The sequence below is a fragment of the Asanoa ferruginea genome, assembly GCF_003387075.1.
GTDB lineage: Bacteria > Actinomycetota > Actinomycetes > Mycobacteriales > Micromonosporaceae > Asanoa > Asanoa ferruginea.
Map to the genome: position 1 here is coordinate 2,985,175 of NZ_QUMQ01000001.1, position 22,521 is coordinate 3,007,695.

At 70.8% G+C, this 22,521-nt stretch carries 21 protein-coding genes; 6 read left to right on the forward strand and 15 right to left on the reverse strand.

All coding sequences use genetic code 11. The annotated features are described in order from the left end of the window. Positions 1-8: 8 nt before the first annotated feature. Genes DFJ67_RS14225 through DFJ67_RS14240 form a run of 4 tightly spaced genes read right to left on the reverse strand, consistent with a single transcriptional unit; the run spans position 9 to position 5,007 of the window. Positions 9-638, reverse strand: coding sequence for a GNAT family N-acetyltransferase (locus DFJ67_RS14225; RefSeq protein ID WP_116068315.1), 630 nt, complete (start codon positions 636-638; stop codon positions 9-11). Continuing rightward, positions 638-1,915 carry a molybdopterin molybdotransferase MoeA gene (locus DFJ67_RS14230; RefSeq protein ID WP_116068316.1) on the reverse strand — a complete coding sequence of 426 codons (1,278 nt, stop codon included), beginning with the start codon at positions 1,913-1,915 and terminating at the stop codon, positions 638-640. Before DFJ67_RS14230 ends, DFJ67_RS14225 begins: the two co-directional genes overlap by 1 nt. Next, positions 1,912-2,868, reverse strand: a complete 957-nt coding sequence (locus tag DFJ67_RS14235) for a UTP--glucose-1-phosphate uridylyltransferase (RefSeq protein WP_116068317.1) — start codon at positions 2,866-2,868, stop codon at positions 1,912-1,914. The genes DFJ67_RS14230 and DFJ67_RS14235 overlap by 4 nt, the downstream gene beginning before the upstream one ends. 9 nt (positions 2,869-2,877) lie before the next feature. After that, positions 2,878-5,007, reverse strand: coding sequence for a GGDEF domain-containing protein (locus DFJ67_RS14240; protein ID WP_116068318.1), 2,130 nt, complete (start codon positions 5,005-5,007; stop codon positions 2,878-2,880). Between the two features lie 120 nt (positions 5,008-5,127). On the opposite strand from DFJ67_RS14240, the gene DFJ67_RS14245 reads away from it, so the two are divergent. Beyond that, a complete protein-coding gene (locus tag DFJ67_RS14245) occupies positions 5,128-5,682 on the forward strand; it encodes a 5-formyltetrahydrofolate cyclo-ligase (protein WP_116068319.1) in 555 nt (184 codons plus the stop codon). Here the strand turns inward: DFJ67_RS14245 and DFJ67_RS14250 are convergent. Together DFJ67_RS14250 and DFJ67_RS42685 are read right to left on the reverse strand one after the other, a co-directional pair. Next, on the reverse strand, positions 5,679-5,999 hold the full coding sequence (locus tag DFJ67_RS14250; protein ID WP_116068320.1) for an FmdB family zinc ribbon protein: 321 nt from the start codon (positions 5,997-5,999) through the stop codon (positions 5,679-5,681). The two genes, DFJ67_RS14245 and DFJ67_RS14250, sit on opposite strands and share 4 nt — an antisense overlap. Before the next feature lie 102 nt (positions 6,000-6,101). Next, entirely contained in the window at positions 6,102-6,275 is a 174-nt protein-coding gene (locus tag DFJ67_RS42685) for a hypothetical protein (protein WP_170215838.1), read from the reverse strand. Positions 6,276-6,314: 39 nt separating this feature from the next. Between DFJ67_RS42685 and DFJ67_RS14255 the strand changes: the two genes are divergently transcribed. Continuing rightward, positions 6,315-6,635 carry a translation initiation factor 2 gene (locus DFJ67_RS14255; RefSeq protein WP_116076198.1) on the forward strand — a complete coding sequence of 107 codons (321 nt, stop codon included), beginning with the start codon at positions 6,315-6,317 and terminating at the stop codon, positions 6,633-6,635. Here DFJ67_RS14255 and DFJ67_RS14260 read toward each other — a convergent pair whose 3' ends face one another. Beyond that, the gene (locus DFJ67_RS14260) at positions 6,636-7,121 is read right to left on the reverse strand and encodes a DUF2231 domain-containing protein (RefSeq protein WP_116068321.1); all 486 of its coding nucleotides are present in this window, start codon (positions 7,119-7,121) and stop codon (positions 6,636-6,638) included. Positions 7,122-7,291: 170 nt separating this feature from the next. Here DFJ67_RS14260 and DFJ67_RS14265 point away from each other — a divergent pair, with 170 nt between their 5' ends. After that, positions 7,292-7,735, forward strand: a complete 444-nt coding sequence (locus tag DFJ67_RS14265; protein WP_116068322.1) for a Fur family transcriptional regulator — start codon at positions 7,292-7,294, stop codon at positions 7,733-7,735. A gap of 19 nt (positions 7,736-7,754) precedes the next feature. Then, entirely contained in the window at positions 7,755-8,609 is an 855-nt protein-coding gene (locus tag DFJ67_RS14270; RefSeq protein WP_116068323.1) for an oxygenase MpaB family protein, read from the forward strand. Here the strand turns inward: DFJ67_RS14270 and DFJ67_RS14275 are convergent. Both DFJ67_RS14275 and DFJ67_RS14280 read right to left on the reverse strand, forming a co-directional pair. Further along, a complete protein-coding gene (locus DFJ67_RS14275) occupies positions 8,600-9,469 on the reverse strand; it encodes a hypothetical protein (RefSeq protein WP_116068324.1) in 870 nt (289 codons plus the stop codon). The genes DFJ67_RS14270 and DFJ67_RS14275 overlap by 10 nt on opposite strands. A gap of 23 nt (positions 9,470-9,492) precedes the next feature. Continuing rightward, positions 9,493-9,726, reverse strand: coding sequence for a hypothetical protein (locus DFJ67_RS14280; protein WP_116068325.1), 234 nt, complete (start codon positions 9,724-9,726; stop codon positions 9,493-9,495). Positions 9,727-9,881: 155 nt separating this feature from the next. Here DFJ67_RS14280 and DFJ67_RS14285 point away from each other — a divergent pair, with 155 nt between their 5' ends. Continuing rightward, positions 9,882-12,071, forward strand: coding sequence for a glycoside hydrolase family 15 protein (locus DFJ67_RS14285; protein WP_203783805.1), 2,190 nt, complete (start codon positions 9,882-9,884; stop codon positions 12,069-12,071). Here DFJ67_RS14285 and DFJ67_RS14290 read toward each other — a convergent pair. From DFJ67_RS14290 to DFJ67_RS14310, 5 genes are all read right to left on the reverse strand, one after another. Continuing rightward, complete coding sequence (locus DFJ67_RS14290; protein WP_116068326.1) at positions 12,038-12,898, reverse strand: sugar phosphate isomerase/epimerase family protein; 861 nt, start codon at positions 12,896-12,898, stop codon at positions 12,038-12,040. The two genes, DFJ67_RS14285 and DFJ67_RS14290, sit on opposite strands and share 34 nt — an antisense overlap. 2 nt (positions 12,899-12,900) lie before the next feature. Beyond that, the gene (locus DFJ67_RS14295) at positions 12,901-14,046 is read right to left on the reverse strand and encodes a substrate-binding domain-containing protein (RefSeq protein ID WP_239097305.1); all 1,146 of its coding nucleotides are present in this window, start codon (positions 14,044-14,046) and stop codon (positions 12,901-12,903) included. A gap of 70 nt (positions 14,047-14,116) precedes the next feature. Continuing rightward, positions 14,117-15,097, reverse strand: coding sequence for an ABC transporter permease (locus DFJ67_RS14300; RefSeq protein ID WP_116068328.1), 981 nt, complete (start codon positions 15,095-15,097; stop codon positions 14,117-14,119). After that, positions 15,094-16,074, reverse strand: a complete 981-nt coding sequence (locus DFJ67_RS14305) for an ABC transporter permease (RefSeq protein ID WP_116068329.1) — start codon at positions 16,072-16,074, stop codon at positions 15,094-15,096. Before DFJ67_RS14305 ends, DFJ67_RS14300 begins: the two co-directional genes overlap by 4 nt. Beyond that, complete coding sequence (locus DFJ67_RS14310; RefSeq protein WP_239097304.1) at positions 16,071-17,543, reverse strand: sugar ABC transporter ATP-binding protein; 1,473 nt, start codon at positions 17,541-17,543, stop codon at positions 16,071-16,073. Before DFJ67_RS14310 ends, DFJ67_RS14305 begins: the two co-directional genes overlap by 4 nt. A 429-nt stretch (positions 17,544-17,972) precedes the next feature. Between DFJ67_RS14310 and DFJ67_RS14315 the strand changes: the two genes are divergently transcribed. After that, the gene (locus tag DFJ67_RS14315; RefSeq protein ID WP_203783803.1) at positions 17,973-21,530 is read left to right on the forward strand and encodes a ThuA domain-containing protein; all 3,558 of its coding nucleotides are present in this window, start codon (positions 17,973-17,975) and stop codon (positions 21,528-21,530) included. A gap of 21 nt (positions 21,531-21,551) precedes the next feature. Here DFJ67_RS14315 and DFJ67_RS14320 read toward each other — a convergent pair whose 3' ends face one another. After that, entirely contained in the window at positions 21,552-22,433 is an 882-nt protein-coding gene (locus DFJ67_RS14320; RefSeq protein WP_116068332.1) for an MHYT domain-containing protein, read from the reverse strand. Positions 22,434-22,521: the final 88 nt, after the last annotated feature.

The window sequence follows — 22,521 nt, forward strand, 5'->3', positions numbered from 1 at the left end:
GCTCAAGATCAGGATGCGTTCGCCCGCAGTCGGTGCCAACGGGCCAGCAGGCCGCCTTCGGCCGCGACTTCCTCGCTGGTCATCGCGTATCCGATGTGGTCACGCCAGGCGCCGTCAATGTGCATGTAACGGGGATGGTAGGCCTCTTCGCGGAAACCGAGCTTCTCCACCACGCGCCGGGAGGGTTTGTTTTCCGGCCGGATGTTGACCTCGATGCGGTGCAGACCCCCGTGGCGGAACGCATGGTCGACCACCAAGGCCAGCGCGGTCGGGATGACGCCCCGGCCCGCGGCACGCCCGTCGACCCAATAACCCACATAAGCCGAACAGAACGCCCGGCGTACGACGTTGCCGAGGTTGATGTGCCCCACGAAACGGTCGTCGAGGCATACGGCGAACGGCATGCTCTCGCCCCGGCGGGCGGATTTGCGCTGGTCACGTTGGACGAACCGGTAGGCGGCCACCGAGTTGAGCTCGTTCCAGTCGCCTGGCGCCGACGGTTCCCACGGCGCCAGCCAGGCCCGGTTGGAGCGCCGCACCTCCGACCACGCTGCCGCGTCGGAGCGGCGGTAGGGGCGCAGCGTGACCGGCCCGTCGCGCAGGACGACGGGCCAACCGGGTGCGGCGCCGAACGGCATCACTTTCGTCGGTCCAACAACAGCACATCTACTGTGGAGCCAGCGGCCGCGGCGGTCACCCGCTCGCCGAGCACGACCAGGCCGTTGGCCTCCATCAGGCCAGACAGGGTGTAGGGGCCGCCGTGCAGCGGCTGCACCGTGTAGCCACCGCCACGCCGCTCGGCGACGTGGGCCGGGCGGAACTCGCGCAGGCCGGCCGGCGAGGTGACGGTGTCGAGCAGGTGGGCGCGCACGCTCGGGCGGAACACCGGCTCGGCGCCGGCGAGCAGTTGGATCGCCGGGCGGGCCAGCACCTCGAAGCCGATCAGCGCCGCGCCAGGGTCACCGGGTAGGCAGACCACGGGCACCTCCTCCGCGCCGACCGTGCCGAATCCGAGCGTGGTGCCAGGGTAAAGGGCGACCTCGGTGAAGGCCACGGGTCCGGCGCGTCCTTGATCGCGGCGGGACAGGATGCGCCGCACCATGTCGCCCGGACCGGTGCCGGTGCCGCCGGTCGTGATGATCAGGTCGGCCCGCAGCGTCTGGTCTTCGAGCAGCGCGCGCAGCCCTTCCGGGTCGTCGTCGCAGATGCCGACCCGGTAGGCCAGCGCGCCGACCTCGGCCGCCGCCGCGGTCAGCGCGTGTGAGTTGGCGTCGACCACCTGGCCGGGCTGGCTGCCCCGGCCGACCTCGACCAACTCGTCGCCGGTGGCGATGATGACCACCCGCGGGCTGGAGCGGACGACCACGTGCCCGATGCCGGTGGCGGCGAACGCCGCGACCAGGGCCGGGCTGATCGTCGAGCCGGCCCGGGCGAGGACCGAGCCGGCGGCCAACTCGTCGCCGGCGCGGCGCAGGCCCGAGCCGCGCTTCGGCGGCTGGAAGATCTCGACCGCGGCCATGCCCTGGTCGGTCCAGTTGATCGGGACGACGACATCGGCGCCACCGGGCAGTGGCGCGCCGGCCGCGACCGAGAAGCAGGTCGACGGGGTCAGCCGGACCGGGCGCCAACTCGACGCCGACAGGTCGCCGATGACGTTGAGCCGCACCGGTGCGCCGCGGCCCGCGGTGCACACGTCTTCCCAGCGGGCCGCGTAGCCGTCGATCGCCGCCAGGTCGAACGACGGAAAGGCGTGCGGCGCGAGCACGTCTTGCGCCAGCACGTTGCCGTAGGCCTGGGTCAGCTCCAGGTCGAGGGGTGGCAGGGCGCGCAGCCGCCGCAGCGCGCTGCCCAGATAGTCGGCCAGCGGGGTCAGCTCTCGGGCGGCGACCTCCGCCGCGTCGGCTGTCTGCGTCATGAGCCGACTCCTCCCGCTCGGACGAACTCTTCGAGCCAGGAACGGAAGGCCGGGCCCAGGTCGTCGCGCTGGCAGGCGATCTGCACGACCGCCTGCAGGTAGCCCAGCGGCATCCCGGTGTCGTAGCGGGTGCCGCGGTAGATGATGCCGTGCACCGGCGTGCCCTCGTCGAGCAACGTCTGCATCGCGTCGGTGAGCTGGATCTCGCCGCCGCTGCCGGGTTTGGTCTGCCGGATCGTCTCGAAGATCTTCCCGGGCAGCACGTAGCGGCCCAGCACGGCGAGGTTGCTCGGCGCCTCTTCCGGCGACGGCTTCTCCACCAGGCCGGTCACCTTGACCACCTCGGCGCCGGGCACCAGACCCGGCTCGGCCTCCGCCACCGACGCGATGCCGTAGCGCTTGACCTCCTCCCGGGGCACCTCGAGGAAGGCCAGCACGATGCCGCCGGTCTGCTGCTGTAGGTCGATCATCGCCGGCAGCAGCGGCTCGGACTCGTCGACGAACTCGTCACCGAGCAGCACCGCGAACGGCGCGTCGCCGACGTGTGAGTCGCCCATGCCGACCGCGTGACCGAGGCCGAGCGGCTCGCCCTGCCGGCACGTGTAGATCTCGGCGAGCTCGGCGGGCTTGCGCACGGCGGCGAGGCGCTCGACGTCGCCCTTCTCCTCGAGCCGGCTCTCCAGATAGGGCTGCCGGTCGAAGTGGTCGACCATCGAGGTCTTGCCCCGGCCGGTGACCAACAGGATGTCGGTGATGCCGGCGGCCGCCGCCTCTTCCACGATGTATTGCAGGACCGGCCGGTCGACGACCGGCAGGAGTTCCTTGGGGACCGCTTTGGTGGCCGGCAGGAAGCGGGTGGCGAGACCGGCGGCCGGAATGACCGCCTTCACCGCCCGCTGCCGCGGCTCGGTCGAGTTGGAGGGCGGTCGCGGGGTCGCTGGCACGTCCGACATTCCGCGAGACTATCCGCCCCTCGTCTGTCGCGGTGGCTGCGTCCCGCTTGACGCGCCGCCAGCAGGTCGTATCGGGCCCGTGCCGCCGGCCCGGGGCAGGTTGCCGTCGGGCGGCACCGCGCCGGAGGTCACCTTGATCTCGGCCATCGTCGGTCGCTCGCCCGGCGCCGTCCGGTAGCCGTCACGACCGGCCGCCTTCGCGGCGTAGAGCGCGTCGTCGGCGGCGTCCAGCACCGCCTGCACGGTGGTCGCGTGGCTCGGGAACACCGCGATTCCAATGGAGACGGTCACCTCGATGCCGCCGGTGCCCTCGACCTCGATGGGCTCGTCGCGGACGGCGGCGCCGAGCCGTTGCGCGACCGTCGCGGCACCGTCGGCGTCGGTCTCCGGCAACAGCACCACGAACTCCTCGCCGCCTTGGCGGAAGGCCAGGTCGACCTCGCGCACCACGCCGCGGATCCGGCCGGCGAACTCGAGCAGCACGGCGTCGCCGGCTGCGTGCCCGTAGGTGTCGTTGACCTCTTTGAACCGGTCGAGGTCGAGGGCGAGCACGGCGAGCATCCGGCCGAAGCGGCTGGCCCGCTCGACCTCGCGCCGGATCGACTCGCGCAGGTAGCGGTAGTTCCACAGCCCCGTCAACGGATCGGTCAACGAGAGCCGCTGCGCCTCCTGATGCACGCGTACGTTGTCGACGGCCACCGCGGCCTGCCCGGCGAACGTACGCAAGGTGATCAGGTCGGCATCGTCGAACTCGTCGGAGCCCAGCCGGTCGTAGAGCGCCAGCACACCCGACGCGGTCGGCGGTTCGGCCGGCTGCACGCCGGGCACCGGCACCGGGTCGGTGACCGGGCCGGCGACGTTGAACGGCACAGCGACATAGGTGCGGCACCGCGGCTCGAACGGCGAAAGCGACGGCCCGTCCCGGTCGACCCGGCCCCGCCGCGGCAGCCCGGTCGCGGCCACCCAGCCGAGCAGGCCCTCGCCGACCGGCACCCGCCGGCCGGCGACGTCGACCGCGAGCCCGCACTGGCCGACCAACGTGCCGGTCGCCGGGTCGAGCAGCAGCACCACGCCGCCGCTGGCACCGGTCGCCGCCCGCGCCGTCTCCAGGATCACCTGGAGGATCCGCTGGAGGTCGTGGGTGCTGGACAGGGTGTCGCCGAGCACCGCCAGGTGGCCGCGGAGTTGGTCGCGGCTCGTCGTCAGCGCCCGCACGTAGGCCTGGGTCTCCCGGGTCATCCGGTTGAACGCGACCGCCAGCCGCCCGACCTCGTCGCGGCCGCGCACCGGCACCCGGGCCGCCAGGTCACCACCCGCCGCCCGATCGGCCGCACCGGCGAGTTCGGCCAGCGGCCGGGTCGTCGTGCGGGCCAGCCACCAGGCGGCGCCGACGGCGAACAGGCCGGCCAGCACCACGGCGGCGACCAGCAGCCCGTAGAGGGCCTGAGGCTCGCCGGCCGGCACCGAGAGCACCAGCGGCAGCGGCTGGCCGGCGGACGGGCCGACGCGGCGAACGAACCGGCCACCGGCGGTCTCGGCGACGTTGTCACCGCGTACCCCGGCAGCAGCGGCGACCACGTCGGCGAGCGCACCCGGCGACTCGGTGCTGTGCACCGCGGACCCGCCCTGGAGCAGGGTCACCGCGGTGCCGGTGGCGCCACCGAGCCGGCCGATCATGGCGGCGTCGAGGTCATGGGTCGCCCAGATCACTCCGAGCGGCGCACCGGCCGCGTCCCGCGTCTCGATCCCGACGGCGAGGCCCAGGAACGGGCCGGCGTCCGTGGGCCGCGCGCAGTCGGCCCACGGACGGGCCGGAGATCCGGGCGTGCGCAGCCGGGGTACGCCGTCCGCGTTCTCGACCACGACGCCGGAGGCGAGCCCGCGGGCGACCACCTGGCTGGCGATGTCGGTCTGGCGGGCCGGGTCGGCGGTCACCGCGACCGCGTCGGCGGCGGCCTGTAGCTGTAGGCAGAGGGAGCTGACCGAGGTGCGCACCGCGGTCGCCGCGACGCCGAGCCGGTCAACCGCGCGGTCCCGGCCGACGGCGCTCACCGTGCCGCCGACGAAGAGCGCACCGAGCAGCACCGGTCCCAGCACGACGGCCAGGAACGCGGCGGTCAGCCGCCCGCGCAGTGTCACGAACTCCCCCTTCGGGCCGTGCCATGCTCGGCGGTGGCGTTGGCCTCGAAGGTCTAACCGGGTAAGGGTCGGGAGTGTTGCGTGCCGGATTTATCGCATAGTGGGCTGACGAAGGCTGACATGCGGGCGGAAGTGCTCGCCCGCCGCCAAGCGCTGCCCGCTTCCGCCCTCGCGGATGCCGCCGCGCGGGTGACGGCGGCGGTCGCCGACCTCGTCCGGACGAGCACCCCAAGACTGGTCTGCGGGTACGTGCCGATGGGCAGCGAACCTGGCGGAGCCGACCTGCCGGCGGCGCTGCGGGCCGCGTTGGCCGAAGAGGCCGAGGTGTTGCTGCCGGTGTTGCGCCCGGACAACGACCTGGACTGGGCCGCGTACGACGGGATGCTGGTCCCGGCTCGCCGGGGGCTGCGGGAGCCGCCCGGGGAACGGCTCGAACGCGCGGCGATCACCGGGGCCGACCTGATCGTGGCGCCGGCAGTCGCGGTCGACCGGCGCGGGATGCGGCTCGGGCGGGGTGGCGGTTCCTACGACCGGGCGCTGGCGAGGGTGCGCGACGGCGTGCCGATCGTGGCGCTGCTGCACGACGGTGAGCTGGTCGACCGGGTGCCGGACGCGGCACACGACCAGCGGGTGACCGGGGTGATCACCCCGGCCGGGGGACTGCGCTGGCTTTAGCTCGACGACGCCGGCGTGCTCGTGGCCGCCTTGGCCGGCTCTGACTTCGGCTTGGACTCGGTCTTGGTCTCGGTCTTCGACTCCGACTTGCCGTCGGACTTGGACTCGGACTTGACCTTGGTGTCGCCGCCGTTGACCCCGTTGCGCGAGTCGGTGCGGTAAAAGCCGGAGCCCTTGAACACGATGCCGACCGAGTTGAAGACCTTACGCAGGCGGCCCTCGCACTCGGGGCACACGCTCAGCGGCTCGTCCTTGAACGACTGGACGGCCTCGAGCTGGTGTCCGCACTCGGTGCAGGCGTACTGGTAGGTCGGCACGGCTTCCTCCGGATCTTGCGCGGTGGGTGCGGTGGGTCTGGCACTCAGCGTATCCGAGTGCCAATGGTGCGGCATCGGACCAGCATTCGTCCAGCTACAACGTCAACTCCAGTGCGGCGGGACGTCTTCCCAGAGCCGCTCGTCGTTGGTGTTCCGTTGCTCACCCCAGCCGTGATCCGTGTCGTCGGCCGTCTGCTCCGGGAGCAGGAACTCGTCACCGGTGAGGTCGACGGGACGCTCGTCATCGGGTGTAACTGGCGGTTCCACGCGGTTCACGAGGGCAGCGTACCCGTGCGTTCGGTAGCGTCGGTCGCCGTGACGTACGACGACCCGAACCTCGACCCGTGGCGGCGACCCGGCCCCGGCGCCGAGCCTGTCCCGGGTCGCCCTGGACAGCCGCCGGCCGTACCCCCGACTGGTTATTCGGGGCCGCCATCGACGGACCCGCCGCCGGCGGGGTGGCGGCCGCCCACCTATGTGCAGCCGCCACCACCCCGGCAACTCGCGCCGCAGGATCTCGACAAGGTCGAGGCGCAGGAGAAGGACGCCCGCACCCTCACCTATGGCGTCGCGCTGGTCGCCGCCGCGGTGATGGTCGTGCTGAGCTGCCTGCTCTGCTCCAGGGTGCTGTTCTAGTTAGGGGACGGCGCCTTCCCAGACCGCGTGCGCGCCGCTGTCGCCGGTGAGGAAGACGTAGATGCCGGTCGCGACGGCGAGCGCGATGATCACCACGCTGAACGCCAGGTTGACCCAGACCGGCAGGTGCGGCACCCGGCGGCTGCCGCTGGTGATGAAGAGCATGACGAGCGTCACGATGCCCAGCGCGAGAGTGAACCACCAGGTGCGGTCGCCGTAGCTCTGGTGCTGGCTGACCTTGTCGAGAATTTCGGGGGAGAAGCCGGCGGCGACGAGGCGGGCCTGGAGGTCTTCACCGGACTGCGTCGCGAGAAAGGCCGCGACTGGTGCGACGACGGCGAGGGCGAGGGTGGCCCAGCCGATTTTGCCGCGAACCTTGGGAACCAGCGCGTAAACCACGGCGGCGAGGCAGAGCAACGGGATGAAGACCACGGCCGCGTGGATGATCAGGGGGTGGGCCGGTATGCCCAGTATCTGGTTCAACACGCGGGCCTCCTATTTCAATATGCGTGACAGCGTACGGCCGGTCCCCGCCGCTGAAGAGTCCTTACGACGGGGACACGTGGGGTGGGCGGGGTTCGGTTCATCGTTCAACCAAATCGTCGATGAACTGCTCGTATCTTGAACGTTTCCAGGCTGCGTGCTTCCATTGCGCCATGTCCGAGACGGCGGAGGAACGGGGCGCGGTGCTGCTGCGGTCCCGCGGCATGCGGGTGACCCGCCCGCGGATCGCCGTGCTCGAAGTGCTGGCCGGCGGCGGCCACCTCGAGGTCGACGAGATCGCGACGGCCGTCCGCGCCCGCCTCGAATCCGTTTCCACCCAGGCGGTGTACGACGTGCTCGGCGCGCTGTCCCGGGCCGGCCTCGCCCGGCGGATCGAGCCGGCCGGCAGCCCCGCGCGGTTCGAGGCGCGGGCCGGCGACAACCACCACCACGTGGTCTGCCGGGCCTGCGGCGCGATCGCCGACGTCGACTGCGCCACCGGTTCGGCGCCCTGCCTCGACCCGGTCGGCGCGGGCGGGTTCGTGGTCGACGAGGCGGAAGTGACCTTCTGGGGTCTGTGCCCCGACTGCCAGCAGCGCAAAGCCAGCGACGACTGACCGTGGCAGGCTAGACCTCATGGCGGATCTGGGGCTTTTCGGACCGGGCACGGTGAGCTGGCGGGTGCATGCCGAGCCGATCCTCTTCGTCGGCGGTCTCCGTTCCCTCTTTCTCCAGGCGCTGCATCCCCGGGCGATGGCCGGGGTGGCGCAGAACTCGCACTACAAAGACGACCCGTGGGGCCGGCTGATGCGCACGACGATCTACGTCGCGACGGCGGTCTACGGCACCACCGAGGAGGCCGTCGAGGCCGGCCGCCGGCTGCGCGCCATCCACGCCCGGATGCGCGCCCGCGACCCGTTCACCGGCGAGGAGTTCCGGATCGACGAACCGGAACTGTTGCGCTGGGTGCACGTGACCGAGATCGAGTCGTTCATCACCACCGCCCGGCGGGCCGGGGTGCCGCTGACCGACGCCGAGGTCGACACCTACTACTGGGAGCAGCGCCGGGTCGCCGCGCTGGCCGGCCTCGACCCGTCGACCGTCCCGGCTTCCGCGGCCGAGGTCACCGACTACTACGCGTCGATGCAGCCCGCGCTGAAGGTCACCCGCGACGCCGCCGAGGCACTGGTCTTCCTGACCGCGCCGCCGATGCCGGTCTCGTGGAAGCTCAACCCGGCCGCGAGACTCGGCCTCGAGCTCGGCGGTCCGCGACTGGCCTACCTGGGTGTCGCCTCCACCGCGCTCGGCCTGCTCCCGACCTGGGCGCGGCGCCTCTACGGCGGGCTCGGCTTGCCGATCGAGGGCTTTACCGCCGGCCTTTCGGCCCGGGCGATCCGGGCGGCGCTGGGTGCCTTGCCCCGCCGCTACACCGAGGGCCCGATCTACCAGGGCGCGATGGCGCGGGCCGCCGCACTCACCACTCAGACGTAGGCCTCGGCCAGGGCGGCGAGCTCCGGATCGGCTCCGCCCGAGATCGCCCGCACCGGGTCGGCCCGGCCCCCGATCACCCGCACCGTGCCGGCGACGATGTCGGCGACCTGCACCCGCGGGTCGTCGGCGGAGTCGACCAGCGTCAGCTCGGCCAGGTCAGGTGCGGCGGACCGCAACCAGGCCACCCGCGCCGGGGTGAGCGTGCTCTGGAAGTCGTGCACGATCCGGACCGGGCCCCAATGCGCGACCGCGTGCACGATCGCCGGCGCCAGCAGGTCGACCGGCGCGAACGCGGGCGGTTCGGCGCGGACCCGCTCGCGGAAGTCGTCGGCCCGCACCCGGGTCTTGGCGAGCAGGGCCAGCGTCTCGTCGGCGGCCGGCGGGACGCCGGTGCGGCGCAGGTCGTCGATCGACCAGAAGAGGGCGTCGGCCGCGGTCGGATCGAGAGGCTCCCGGGTGCGCATCAGCGCGTTGGCGGCCACCAGGAGGCGGCGCCAGCGCGGCTCGTCGGTGACCGGCAGCGTGGCGGCCCGCTCCGGTGCGTCGATCAGCAGGTCGAGCAGCGTCTCCACCAGGAAGCCCGGCTTGTCGACGAGCTGGACGTGGGCGTGGCCGTGCACCGGGCCGCCCGGGCCGAGCAGCCAGACGAGGACGCCCCGGTGCTTCTCGCGCAGCAGGTGGTTGGCCTTGTATTCGGTGGCCGGCGAGCGGATCCGGGCCCGCAACTCGGCCATGCAGTCGGCCGCCGCCGCCCACGACAGGTGCACGCTGCCGTGGGCGAACACCGTGGTGGGTGAGCTGACCAGCTGTTGGCCCTCATAGCCGGACTCGTCGCAGGCGATCACCCGGGGCTCCGCCACCAGCCAACCTTCGCATGCCCGGCTCAGGCGGCGACAGCGGATTTCCGCCGCTTCCGGGCGGCGAGTGCGATGAAGATGATCAATGCGAGCAGGCCTGGCCCACAGTGGACGGCCAACGCGCCGGCCAGGCTGGGCCCACCCCAGTCCTTGTCATAGGTGGACGGGTCATGGAAGTCGATCACGAACGGCTCGATCACCGCCCGCACGATGAGAAAGGAGCCGATGACGATCCCGATGACGGAAAGCAGCTTCTTCATGCCATTCAGCCTGGCGTCGCGAGCCCGCCCGTCCCATCCGGCCGGCCACACTCTGCGGGTGCGGGTAGCCGTACCCGCGATGTTCGATCAACGAATTTATGGGTATCACCGCGTGGTCCGGCGCGACGAAGCGGCGGCGAGGAGGCGGTGCGGCGATGGATCGGTTCGAGCGCATGATGACGGCGACCGTCGCGGGCCTCGCGCTGGTCATCGGTCCGGCGGTGCCGGCGCTGGGCGCCGATACCGCGGCGCCCGGCGGCCCGGGCGTCGACGAGCAGTTCCTGCCGGCCGACAAGTCCGGCTTCGCGACCTCGACCACGACGGCCAGCACGGTGTGGCTGACCGTGCAGAAGGAGGGCGGTCTGGGCGAGATTTACTATCCGGACCTCAGCACTCCGAGCGCGCGGACCCTCGACTTCATCGTCGCCGACCGGCACGGCCACGCGACCCGGGCCGCCGACGCTGCGGTGCGCACGGTCCAGACCGACCCGCGCAGCCTCTCCTACCGGCAGGTGTTCACCGACCGGCGCGGCGGCTGGTCGCTGACCGCCGACTACACGACCGACCCCGCGCGGGCCAGCGTCCTGGTCGATCTGCGGTTCACCGCCTCGCGCGCCTACGAGCTCTACTCCGTCTACGACCCGGCGCTGTCCAACAGTCGCGGCGACGACACGGGCCGCACCACTGGCCGGGCCCTGGTCGCGAGCGACGGCACCAGCGCGAGCGCGTTCGCGGCCCGACCGGCCTTCACGGCCACGTCCAACGGCTTCCGGGGCTCCAGCGATGGCTGGACCGATCTGCTCGCCGATGGCCGGCTCGACGGCCGCTATGCCTCGGCCGGCGCCGGCAACCTTGTGCAGACCGCGGCGACCGGGCTCACCGGGGCGCGCGGACGGCAGCACGGCACCCTGGCGATCGGCTTCGGCCGCACCGCCGGCGCCGCGCTGACCACCGTGAACGCCTCGCTGGCCAGCGGATACGCCCGCACCGCGGCCGGGTACGCGCACGGCTGGCACAACTACCTCGGCAAGCTGAAGCCCGCACCCGCCTCGCTGTCCGGTCGCGATCAGCGGACCCTCTACGACGTCTCGGTCATGGTGCTCGCCGCCAGCGAGGACAAGACCCACCGCGGCGCCTACGTCGCCTCGCCGTCGATGCCGTGGATCTGGGGAAAGGACGACCCGTCCGGTCCCTACCACCTGGTGTGGTCGCGTGACCTCTATCAGATCGCCACGGCGTTGATCGCCGCCGGCGACGTGGCCGGCGCCGACCGGTCCCTGACCTACCTCTTCGACGTGCAGCAAAAGGCCGACGGTTCGTTCCCGCAGAACTCGCGGGTCGACGGCACGCCGGTGTGGACCGGCCTGCAACTCGACGAGGTCGCCCTGCCCATCGTGCTGGCACACCAGCTGGGCCGCACCGACGCCGACACCTGGGGCCACGTCAAGCGGGCGGCCGACTTCCTGCTCGGGTTCGAGCAGGACGGCAACCAGGCGCCGTGGTCACCGCAGGACCGCTGGGAGAACCAGTCCGGTTATTCGCCCGCGACGATCGCCGCCGAGATCGCCGGCCTCGTCTGCGCGGCCGACCTCGCCCGCGCCAACGGTGACGCCACCTCGGCCGAGCGCTACCTGGCCACGGCCGACGACTGGCAGGCCCGGGTCAAGGCTTGGACGGTGACCACGACCGGTCCCTACTCCGCCGACCCTTACTTCCTGCGGCTGACCAAGGACGGCAACCCGGACGCGGCCACGGCCTACACCATCGGCGACAGCGGCCCGGCCGACGTCGACCAGCGCCGCGTGGTCGATCCCAGCTTCCTGGACCTCGTGCGGCTGGGCGTGCTGCCGGCCGACGACCCGGCAGTGGTGAACACCCTCGGCGTGATCGACACCCAGTTGGGCGTGCCGACGGCCCGGGGCCGCTACTACCACCGCGCCTCGTTCGACGGCTACGGCGAGAAGGTGGACGGCGGCCAGTGGGAGTTCGGCCTGCCCGACGGCTCGCGGATCACCCGTGGCCGGGCCTGGCCGCTGCTCAACGGCGAGCGCGGCGAGTATCAGATCGCCGCCGGTCAGCTCGGCAACGCCCGGCGCCAGATCAGCACGATGGCCAACGCGACCGGTCCCGGCGCGATGCTGCCCGAGCAGGTCTGGGACGACCAGCCACCGGCCGGCACCAAGGGTTTCGCGCCGGGCACGCCGACGTTCTCGGCCACCCCGCTGGCCTGGACACACGCCCAGTTCGTGCGGCTGGCCCAAAACGTAGCGGCCGGCCGCGTGCTCGAACAGCCGACGATCGTGGCCGACCGCTACGGCAGCGCCGCACAAACCTCGCGCAGATAGCGCAGGCCGTTGGTGGCCAGGGCGTCCTGGGTCGGAGCGAACGGCCGCCAGATCGAGGCGGCCACCGCGATCGCCTCGTTTTCGCCCGTGAACGACTCGATGCAGATCGGCCCGCGGTAGCCCGTCGCAGCCAGCGTCGAAAGCCAGCGCGGCCAGTCGATGTGGTCGTCGCCCGGTGCCCCGCGGTCGCTGCCGCTGACCTGGACGTGGACCAGGCGCGGGCCGGCGGCGGTGATCGCGGCGAACGGGTCGGCTTCCTCGATGTTCATGTGGTAGCTGTCGAGCATGATGCCCACGTTGGGCGGCAGGCCCTCGAGCGCGGTCAGGGTCTGCGCGACCGTGTTGACCACCGAGGTCTCGTAGCGGTTGAGCGCCTCCAAGCCGATGGCCACACCCGCGGCGCCCGCGTATTCGGCCACCGGCAGCAGGGCCGCCCGCAACGACGCGTAGCAGGCCGCCCGCTCCGACGGCAGCATCCGCCAGACCCGGCCCACCGAAGCGTAGGCCGGGCCGCATACGGATCCGGCGCCCAGGACCACCGCGGCGTCCACAAGGGAGCGTAGGTAGTCCTGGGTCGCGCGGACGGTGTCGGGATCGGTGTTGACCAGGTCACGGCCGGGTGGCGTGACCGAGAGGACGGCGGCGGCGGTCAACCCGTGTGCGGCCAGCAGGTCGCGCGTGCGGGTGGGTGACCAGTCGCCGACGTTCTCGACCGGGATCTCGATCGCGTCGAAGCCCCACGCCGCGATGCGTGGCACCAGGGTGGCCAGCGCGTCGTCGGTGACCGGGGACGTCCAGATCCAGGGGTTGGCACCGATCGGGAACATGGTTACTTGCCGCCCCAGGCACCCGGGTAGCCCGGAAGGTCGCTGCAGCCGCACATCGCGTAGTGCAGGGGCGGCATGCTCGGGTCGACGTATTGCGCGAGGTTGCCGTCGTTGATCGTGGGCTGCGGCAGCTTCCACGGGCTGGGCACCGGTTCGCCCTTGAGGATCTTCAGAGCGGCGATCACCGGGGTACGCCACTGGTAGGTGGGATAGGTCGGCGCGACCGCGGTGAGCTTGCGGTCCTGCCACATGCGCAGGAAGTCCTGCTGGTCTTCGCCGACGATCGCCGGGAACGGCTTGCCGGCGTCTTCGAACGCCTCCGCCGCCGCGACGGCCGTGGCGCCGGCGTCCATCCAGATGCCGTCGATCGAGCCGAAGCGCTGGATGTAGTTGTTGACGATGGTCTTCGTCTTCGCCGGGTCGCCGTCGGTGAACTCGACGCCGACGACCTTGAGCTGCGACTTGTCGAAGGCGACCTTCGCGGCGCCCCAGCGGGCCTCGAGCACGTCGACGCCGGGCAGGATGCGCAGGGCGAGCACGTTGCCGCCCGGCTTGACCTTCTCGACGAGGAACTCGGCGCCGGCCGCGCCGAAGGCGTACCCACCGATCGGGTTGATGAAGGTGACCGGGCACTTGGTGTTGACGCCGCGGTCGAAGACGATGACGGGCACCTTCGCGCACGCCTGCTCGACGGCCGGCGTCAGCGTCGCGGTCGTGTTGGGCGACACGATCAGCGCGCTGCAACCCTTGCCGAGCAGGTCGGTGATGTCGGAGATCTGCTTGTCGTCTTTGCTCTCCGCATCGGCCACCTGGAACGACTTGATCTCCGGGTGCAGCTTCACCTCGGCCTGCATGTTCTTGAAGCCGACCTGGCGCCAGGGGTTGCCGACCCCGGCGTTGGAGAAGCAGAGCGTGTAGGGCCCGGCCTTCTTGTATTTGGCGGTGTCGGCGTTCTTCGGGTTGAGCGCCTGCTCCCACGGCTTGTCGCCGGGGCCGGTCGCGCTGGCGGTGCGCAACGCCATCTCGTTGTCGTAGTCGCCCTGGACGAAGAACGACGAGGTCTCGCCGGTGCCCCCGCCGGCGTCGGCCGAAGCGCTGCCGCTCGGGCTGGCCGCAGGGACGTCGCTGGAACAACTAGCCAGTGCCATCGCTGAAACCGTCAACAGAGCGAGGGCGCTGCCTGTCCTTTTTCCCATCTCTTCTCCTAAAAGGTGGTGGTCAGGTGCGTGCCCGTAGCCCGCCGATGGCCACGGCAGTGAGGATGATCAGGCCCTGCACCGCGGACGCCAGAGCGCCCGCGACGCCGAGCAGGTTGAGCAGGGTCAACAGGGTCTGGAGGGTGAGCGCGCCGAGCATCGCGCCGACGACCGAGCCGCGCCCGCCGCCGAGGACCACGCCGCCGAGCACGACTGCGGTGATCGCGGTGAACTCCAGCCCCGCGCCGACCTGGAAGCTCACGCCGCCGAAGCCGCCGAGCAGGATCGCCGCGACGGCCGCGCAGCCGCCGCTGATCACGAACGCGGTCGTGCGCACGCCGGCCACCCGGCCGCCGGCGAGCCGGGCGGCGCGCGGGTTGTCGCCGACCGCGAGCAACATCTTGCCGAAGTCGGCCCGCATCGCGAGGATCGCCAGCGCGGCTACGACGAGCAGGATCAGCACCGCGTAGGGGATCTCGCCCAGCCACGGCACGCCGTCGATGCCGCGCCGGCCGAGTTGCCGGAACTCGTCGGAGAGCGCGCCGCGCGGCGAACCGCCGGTCCACGTGTAGACGGCGCCGACCAGGATCAGATACATGCCGAGCGTCGTGATGAACGACGGCACCAGCAGCAGCGTGGTGACCAGCCCGTTGACCAGACCGACCAGCAGGCCGAAGCCGAGCACCAGGGCGATCACCGGCCAGGTCGCCGACGGGTCGCCGTCGATCATCCGGGCGGCGATCACCACCTCGGCGGTGACCAGCGAGCCGACGGACAGGTCGAAGTCGCCGGAGACGATCACGAAGTATTGGCCGGCGGCCAGGATGATCAGCGGCGCTGATCGCTTGAGGAACGCGAGCAGGGCCGGCGGGTCGTAGAAGTCGGGTTGCCGGATCGCGATCGCGACCAGCAGCAGCACCAGGATCGCCAGCACGGGCAGCACGCTGCCGGTGCCCCAACGGGTCCGGCGGGCCTGAGTTTCGGTCGCGGCCGCGATAGTCATGCCGACCCCTTCCGGCGCAGCCGCAGCGCGTAGATCGCGACCGCGGCGACGATCACCACGCCCCGGATCACCTGCTTGAAGAACGGGTCGACGGCGAGTTGGTTGAAGATGCCGTCGATGACCGCGAGCAGCAGCACGCCGCCGACGGTGCCGGCGACGCCGCCCCTGCCGCCGGCCAGCACGGTGCCGCCGAGCACGACCGCGGCGATCGACTCCAGGTCGTAGCCGCCCTCGGCGCCGACCCGGGGAGCGCCGGCGCCGAGCCGGCTGGCCAGGTAGAGCCCGGCGATGCCGGCGCAGATCGAGCAGATGACGTGGGTGCGGATCAGCACCAGGTCGGTGCGCACGCCGGAGAGGCGGGCGACGTCGAGGTCGCCGCCGGTGGCGATCAGGTGGTGCCCGTAGCGGCTGCGGTTGATGACCACCCAGGCCACCGCCGCGACGCCGATGAAGAGCACGAAGGCGACCGGGACCGGGCCGAACCGGTCGTAGCCGAGATGCTGGAAGGAGACCGGGACCTGGCCGGCCGGGCCGGCGTAGCCCTGTTCGAGATAGCCCTTGATCAGCAGGCCGACGCCGAGCGTGGCGATGAACGCGTTGATCCGCAACTTGGTGATCAGCAGCCCGTTGACCAGGCCGATCGCGGCGGAGACGGCGAGCACGGCGAGGATGGCCGGCAGGACCCGGCCGTCGCTGTTGGCCATCGTCTCGGCCGCGATCAACGACGTCAGGCTGATCACGTAGGCGACGGAGAGGTCGAGCGAGCCGGCCAGGATGGTGAACGTCTGGCCGACCGCGACGATGCCCAGCCCGGCGGCCCGTTGCAGCAGGCTGACCGTGCTGTTCTGGCCGAAGAGCGAGCCGCCGTCGGTGGCGACCAGGATGCCGCCGACGATCAGGGTGACGCCGAGCGCCAGCCAGACGCCGTTGGTGGAGTCGATTCGCGGGCGCCGGAAACTGGCGGAGAGCGCCGTCATGCGGGCACCTCGTGCGGTGTGCCGGTGGCCAGGCTCAGGACCGCCTCCTCGCTCGCGTCGCCGGGCAGTTCGCCGGCGATGGCACCGTCGCGCAGCACGACGATCCGGTCGCTCATGCCGAGCAGTTCGGGCAGCTCCGACGAGATCATCAGGACCGCGGCACCCTTCTCGGCCAGGTCGCGGATCAGCTCGTGGATGGCCGCCTTGGCGCCGACGTCGATGCCCCGGGTCGGCTCGTCGAAGAGCAGCACCCGTGGTGCCATCGCCAGCCAGCGGGCCAGCACCACCTTCTGCTGGTTGCCGCCGGACAGGTAGCGGACCTCCTGGTCGAGGCCGGCCGCGTGCACCTCGACGGCGGCGAGCAGGTCGCGCACGCTGGTGGCCCGGCCGGCGCCGCCGAACCAGCGTGGCGTGGCCGCGCGCTTCGCCAGCAGCGCGTTGTCGAGCACCGACTGGTTGAGCACCAGCCCTTCGCCCTTGCGGTCTTCGGTGACGTAGGCGATGCCGGCCCGGACCGCCTGCCGGGGCGAGCGCACCCGCAGGGGTTTGCCGGCCAGGGTCAGCTGCCCGGTGCGGAAACCGTCGGCGCCGAACAGCGCGCGGGCCAGCGCCGAACGGCCGGAGCCCTGCAACCCGCCGACGCCGAGCACCTCGCCGGCCCGCAACTCGAGGTCGACGTCGCGCAGACGTGCGTTGCCGGCGCCGGTCAAGGTGAGCAGCGCCGGGCCGGTCGCGGCGGTCTTCGGCGGGTAGTAGGCGGCCAGGTCACGGCCGACCATGTGCCGGACCAGCGCTTCCGGGGTCGCGTCGGAGGTGTTGAGGGTGACCACCCGGCGGCCATCCTTGAGCACGGTGATCCGGTCGGACAGGTCGAACACCTCGGCCAGCCGGTGTGACACGTAGAGGATGCCGATGCCGCGCTCCTGGAGGCGGCGGACCAGCGAGTAGAGGAGTTCGACCTCGTGGTCGGCCAGCGCGGCGGTCGGCTCATCCATGATCAGGATGCGCGCGTCGAGCGACAGCGCCTTGACGATCTCGACGACCTGCTGCTGCGCGATGCCGAGCTCGCGGACCCGGTCGGTCGGGCGCACCGACTCCTCACCGATCGCGGCGAGCAGGTCGGCGGTGCGCTCGCGGATGGCCCGCCGGTCGACCAGGCCGCGCCGGAGCGGCTCGCGGCCGAGGAACACGTTCTCCGCGACCGTGCGCTCGGGGAGCAGGTTGAACTCCTGGTGGATGATCCCGACGCCGGCGGCCTGGGCCGCGCGAGGGCTGTGCAGCACCGTTGCCGCGCCGCCGATGCGCAGCTCACCCGCGTCGGGCTGGTATACGCCGGAGGCGATCTTCATCAGCGTGGACTTGCCGGCGCCGTTCTCGCCGACCACGGCATGCACCTCGCCGGGCCGCAGATCGAGATCCACATCGGACAGCACCGGGACGCCGTAGAACGACTTGCCGACGGCGCTCATTGTCAGCAGCGCATCCGAAGGATCGGGTAAATCCATGTGATCACCGAAACTTTCGTCTGCCAGGCAAGAGCTTTTGCTGAGCGAACCGAAAGTGCTGTTGGCGTCGCATCGTAAGCGGCCGAACACGCGTGCATCAAGACCGCAACAGGCTGGACACGATCACAGTTCTGCATTGATTGATTCGCCTGTACGAATAACGATATTGGTTGGGATTTGTCCAATATAGAGGGAGAGTTCTGCTGAGAGAGCGCGAACTTTGGTCGTAACGTTCAAAAGCGGTGGCGAAACATTGACTTGACCGCACGGCGCGTTGAACAATCCTCGGACTGATACATGTCGATGGACCCAGCCCTCGACGGTAGACGCGTATTCGGCGGCGCGTTGCCCCGCACCTTCGCCCGTCCCGCACGGCACCTCGAAGGAGTCCGCATGCGCCGCCGCAGACCTGTCCTCACCATGCTCACGATCGCCATCACCCTGCTCGGCCTGGGCATCTTCCAAGCCCCAGCGCAAGCCGCACCGGCCTTCCGGGCCCTGGTCTTCAGCGAGACCGCCGGCTATCGCCACGACTCGATCGCCGCCGGGGTCACGATGTTCAACCAACTCGCCACGGCCAACAACTTCGAGGTGGTGTTCAGCGAAGACTCCTCCGTGCTCAACACCGCCAACCTCAACACGTTCAACGTGCTGGTGATGTTCCAGACCTCGGGCATGGTGTTCGACAACGACGCGCAGCGCACCGCGGTGCAGAACTATCTGCGGAGCGGCCACGGGATCGTCGCGATCCACAACGCGACCGACATGGGCATCGACACCACGTTCCCGTGGTGGGACCAGACGATCAACGGTGGCGCGCACATGCCGTCGCATTCGCCGGGGTCGTTGCAGGGCTACGCCCGGGTCGCCGACAAGGCGCACCCGTCGACGGCCGGGTTGCCGGACAACTGGCAACGCACCGAGGAGTGGTACAACTTCGACGTCAACGCGCGCGGCAACGTGCACGTGCTGGTCACCGCCGACGAGCGCACCTACAACCCGGGCGGCGACGCGATGGGCATCGACCACCCGATCTCCTGGTGCCGCGAGACCGAGGGCGGCAAGGTGTGGGCCACCGCGATGGGCCACGACATCGCCTCCTACAGCGAGACCAACTTCCGCAATCACGTCCTCGGCGGCGTCCGTTACGCGGCCGGCAACCTGGCCGGCGACTGCGGCGGCACGGTCTGGGGCAACTTCGAGAAGGTCAGCCTCGACTCCAACACGGTCGACCCGATGGCGTTGGACATCGCGCCGGACGGCCGGGTCTTCTACGTGCAACGGGCCGGCCAGATCAAGATCTTCAAACCGGCGCAGCAGAGTACGGTCACCGCCGGCACCCTGTCGGTCTACACCGGCGGCGAAGACGGCCTGGTCGGCATGGCGCTGGACCCGAACTTCGCGACCAACGGCTGGATCTACCTCTACTGGTCGCCGTCCTCGTCGAGCACTGACGTCAACCGGTTGTCGCGGTTCACCGTCAGCGGCGACACGGTCAACCTGGCCAGCGAGGTCGTGCTGCTGTCGGTGCCGGCCTACCGCGACCGGACCTTCCCCGAGCCCGGGCACACCGGCGGCTATGTCGGCTTCGGCCCCAACGGCAACCTGTTCCTGTCGACCGGCGACGACACCCCGCCCAACCTCGACCCGGCCTGGCAGGGCTACGCACCGCTCGACTGGCGGTCCGGCAAGTCCAACCTGGACGCCGCCCGCAGCGCCGGCAACACCAACGACCTGCGCGGAAAGATCCTGCGAATCCACCCGGAGACCAACGGGACCTACACGATCCCGAGCGGCAACCTGTTCGCGGCGGGCACCGCGCAGACCCGTCCGGAGATCTACGCGATGGGCTTCCGCAACCCGTTCCGGTTCGAGGTCGACAAGCAGACCGGCTGGATCAACATGGCCGACTACGGGCCGGACCGCGGGCTGCCGACCACCAACCGCGGGCCGGAGGGCCTGGTCGAGCTCAACGTGATCAAGCAGGCCGGCAACTTCGGCTGGCCGTTCTGCCACGGCAACAACCAGGCGTACGCGCCGTACAACCCGGACACCGGCGTGGTCGGGTCGAAGTTCAACTGCAACGCCCCGGTCAACGACTCGCCCAACAACACCGGGTTGCGCACGTTGCCGCCACTGGTGCAGCCGCAGATCTGGTACGGCTACGGCGCTTCGTCGCAGTTCCCGGAGATGGGCGAGGGCGGCGCCGCGCCGATGGGCGGCCCGGTCTACCGCTACAACGCCGCCAGCACCTCGACGACGAAGTTCCCGGCCTACTACAACGGCGTGCACTTCTTCTACGAGTGGGCCCGCAACTACGTCAAGGAGATCCATTTCGACTCGTCGGGTGGTCTGGTCAAGATAAACCCGTTCCTGCCCGGTGAGTTCTTCAACAAGCCGATGGCCATGCGGTTCGGCCCGGACGGCTCGCTTTACCTGCTCGAATGGGGCGCCAACTTCGGCGGCGGCAACAACGACTCCGGCCTATACCGGATCGACTACGTCAAGGGCGGCCGCGCGCCGGTCGCCGTGGCCACCGGCACGCCGACCAACGGGCTTTCGCCGCTGACCGTGCAGTTCTCCAGCGCCGGCACGCACGACCCCGACACCGGCGACACGATCAGCTACGCCTGGGACTTCGACAGCAACGGCAGCACCGACTCCACGGCGGCGAACCCTTCGCGCGTCTACAGCTCCAACGGCAACTACGTGGCGAAGTTGACGGTCACCGACAACACCGGCCGCTCGTCGTTCGCCAACGTGCCGATCACGGTGGGCAACAACGCGCCGGTGGTCACCATCACCGGGCCGACCAACGGCGGCATGCTCGACCTCGGGCAGAACGTCGCCTACTCGGTCAGCGTCACCGACGCCCAGGACGGCACGGTCAACTGCCAGCAGGTCTTCACCAACCCGGCGCTCGGGCACGACGACCACGAGCACGGCACCACCGACCTGCCCGGCTGTTCGGGCACGGTGTCGACCAGCAACCTCGGCGGGCACCCCGACGGCGCCAACCTGTTCTACGTGCTCAACTCGCGCTATCAAGACAACGGCAACGGCTCGGTGGCCCGGTTGACCGGCTACGCCAAGGTGATCCTGCAACCCAAGCACAAGCAGGCGGAATACTTCACGGCCCAGTCCGGCACCCGGATCGTCGCGCAGACCGGCGCGGAGAGCGGCGGCCGGATCGGCGACGTCAGCAACAACGACTGGATCATGTTCGACCCGATGAGCCTGCAAGGGATCAGCACGGTCAGCTACAAGATCTCGTCGCCGAGCGGTGGTGGCAGCATCGAACTGCGCGCCGACTCGCCGACCGGCACGCTGCTGGCGACCAACCCGGTCGCGGCGACCGGCGGCTGGGACACCTACGTGCAGCAGGCCGCGGTCAACGTGGCCGCCCTGTCCGGCACGCACAAGCTCTACATGGTGTTCAAGACGTCGGTCGACAACAACTACGACGTCGACGCGTTCACCTTCGGCGGCAACGGCGTCGGCACCACGCCCTCGGGTGGCATCGCGGGCAAGACCTACACGTTGACCGCGCAACACAGCGGCAAGCTCGCTGATGTCAACGGGGTGTCGACGGCCGACAACGCGGTCGTGCACCAGTGGGCCGCCACCGGTGGCGCCAACCAGCGCTGGCAGGCGGTCGACGCGGGCAGCGGCAACGTCTACCTGAAGGCCGTGCACAGCGGTAAGTGCATGGCCATCTCCGGTGGCTCGACCGCCGACGCCGCCGGGGTCGTGCAGCTCACCTGCAACAACCAGGCCAACCAGCAGTGGACCCCGGTCGCGACCTCGACCACCGGCGTCTACCAGCTCAAGGCCGTGCACAGTGGCAAGTGCCTCGACGTCAACGGCGCCTCGATGGCCGACGGCGGGATCCTCATCCAGTGGCCCTGCCACACCGCCACCAACCAGCAGTGGCGGTTGACCCAGCAGTGACCGGCCGGCGGAAGGGCCCGCTCAGTAAGGGGCCCTTCCGTCCCGGAGACGCAGGCCGGGAGTGACCGGCATGTCCAGCCGGATCGGCTCGGTCGCCGGGGGCCCGAAGCCCGCGGCGGCCAGGCCGACCGGCTCGGTCCGGGTCACCGTCGCCGGGCCGTCGCCGGCGAACTCCTCGGTCGTCATCGCCTGTAGCGCGACGGTCGCCATCAACGTCATCGCGACGGCGAAGACCAGTGCGACAGAGACGATCAGACCAAGCGGGCGTACGCCGTTCACGGTGGCCAGGCCCGTCCGGTCCAGCTCGACGCGTACCCCTGCCATCGCGGTGTAATGCATGCCGCAGACGCCGGCCGCCAACAGCACCGACGCGACGGTGATCGGCAGCCGGCCGGCGACCGTGGCGCTGAACCAGAGCGCCGCGGTCGCGGCGACGACCGCGATCAGCGCCGACAGCGCGACCAACTGTGGCTGGTAGGAGATCTCGCCGGCGACGTCGACCGCCGCCATCCCGGTGTAGTGCATGCCGAGCAGGCCGGCACCAGTGATGCCGCCGGCGCGCAGGATCGCCGCGGTGCTCGGCTCGCGGTATCCGACCAGGAAGAGCCCGATCCCCACGGCTCCGAGCGAGAGGGCGAGGCTGGCCGCGGTCAGGGCCGGGCTGTAGCGCACCGGGCTGTCGACCACGTCGAAGCCGAGCATCGCGGTGAAGTGCGCGAGCCAGACCCCGGCGCCGCCGATCGCGACGGTCGCGATGGTCAGCCACTTCACCCGGCCCGGGCCTTGGCGCAGCGTGCGGGCGCGGGCGGCGCAGTAGAGGCCGATCAGGGCGCCGACCACGGCCACCACGTAGGCGAAGCCGGGGTTGATCCAGCCGTGCGTGAAGTGGTGAACCTCTGCCATGCGAATAGTCAGTCAGCTCGATAAAGTAGTGAGTCGCACATCTCGTCCGTCCCTCACCCGATCGAGGTGGCTTGCGTTATATGTCCTT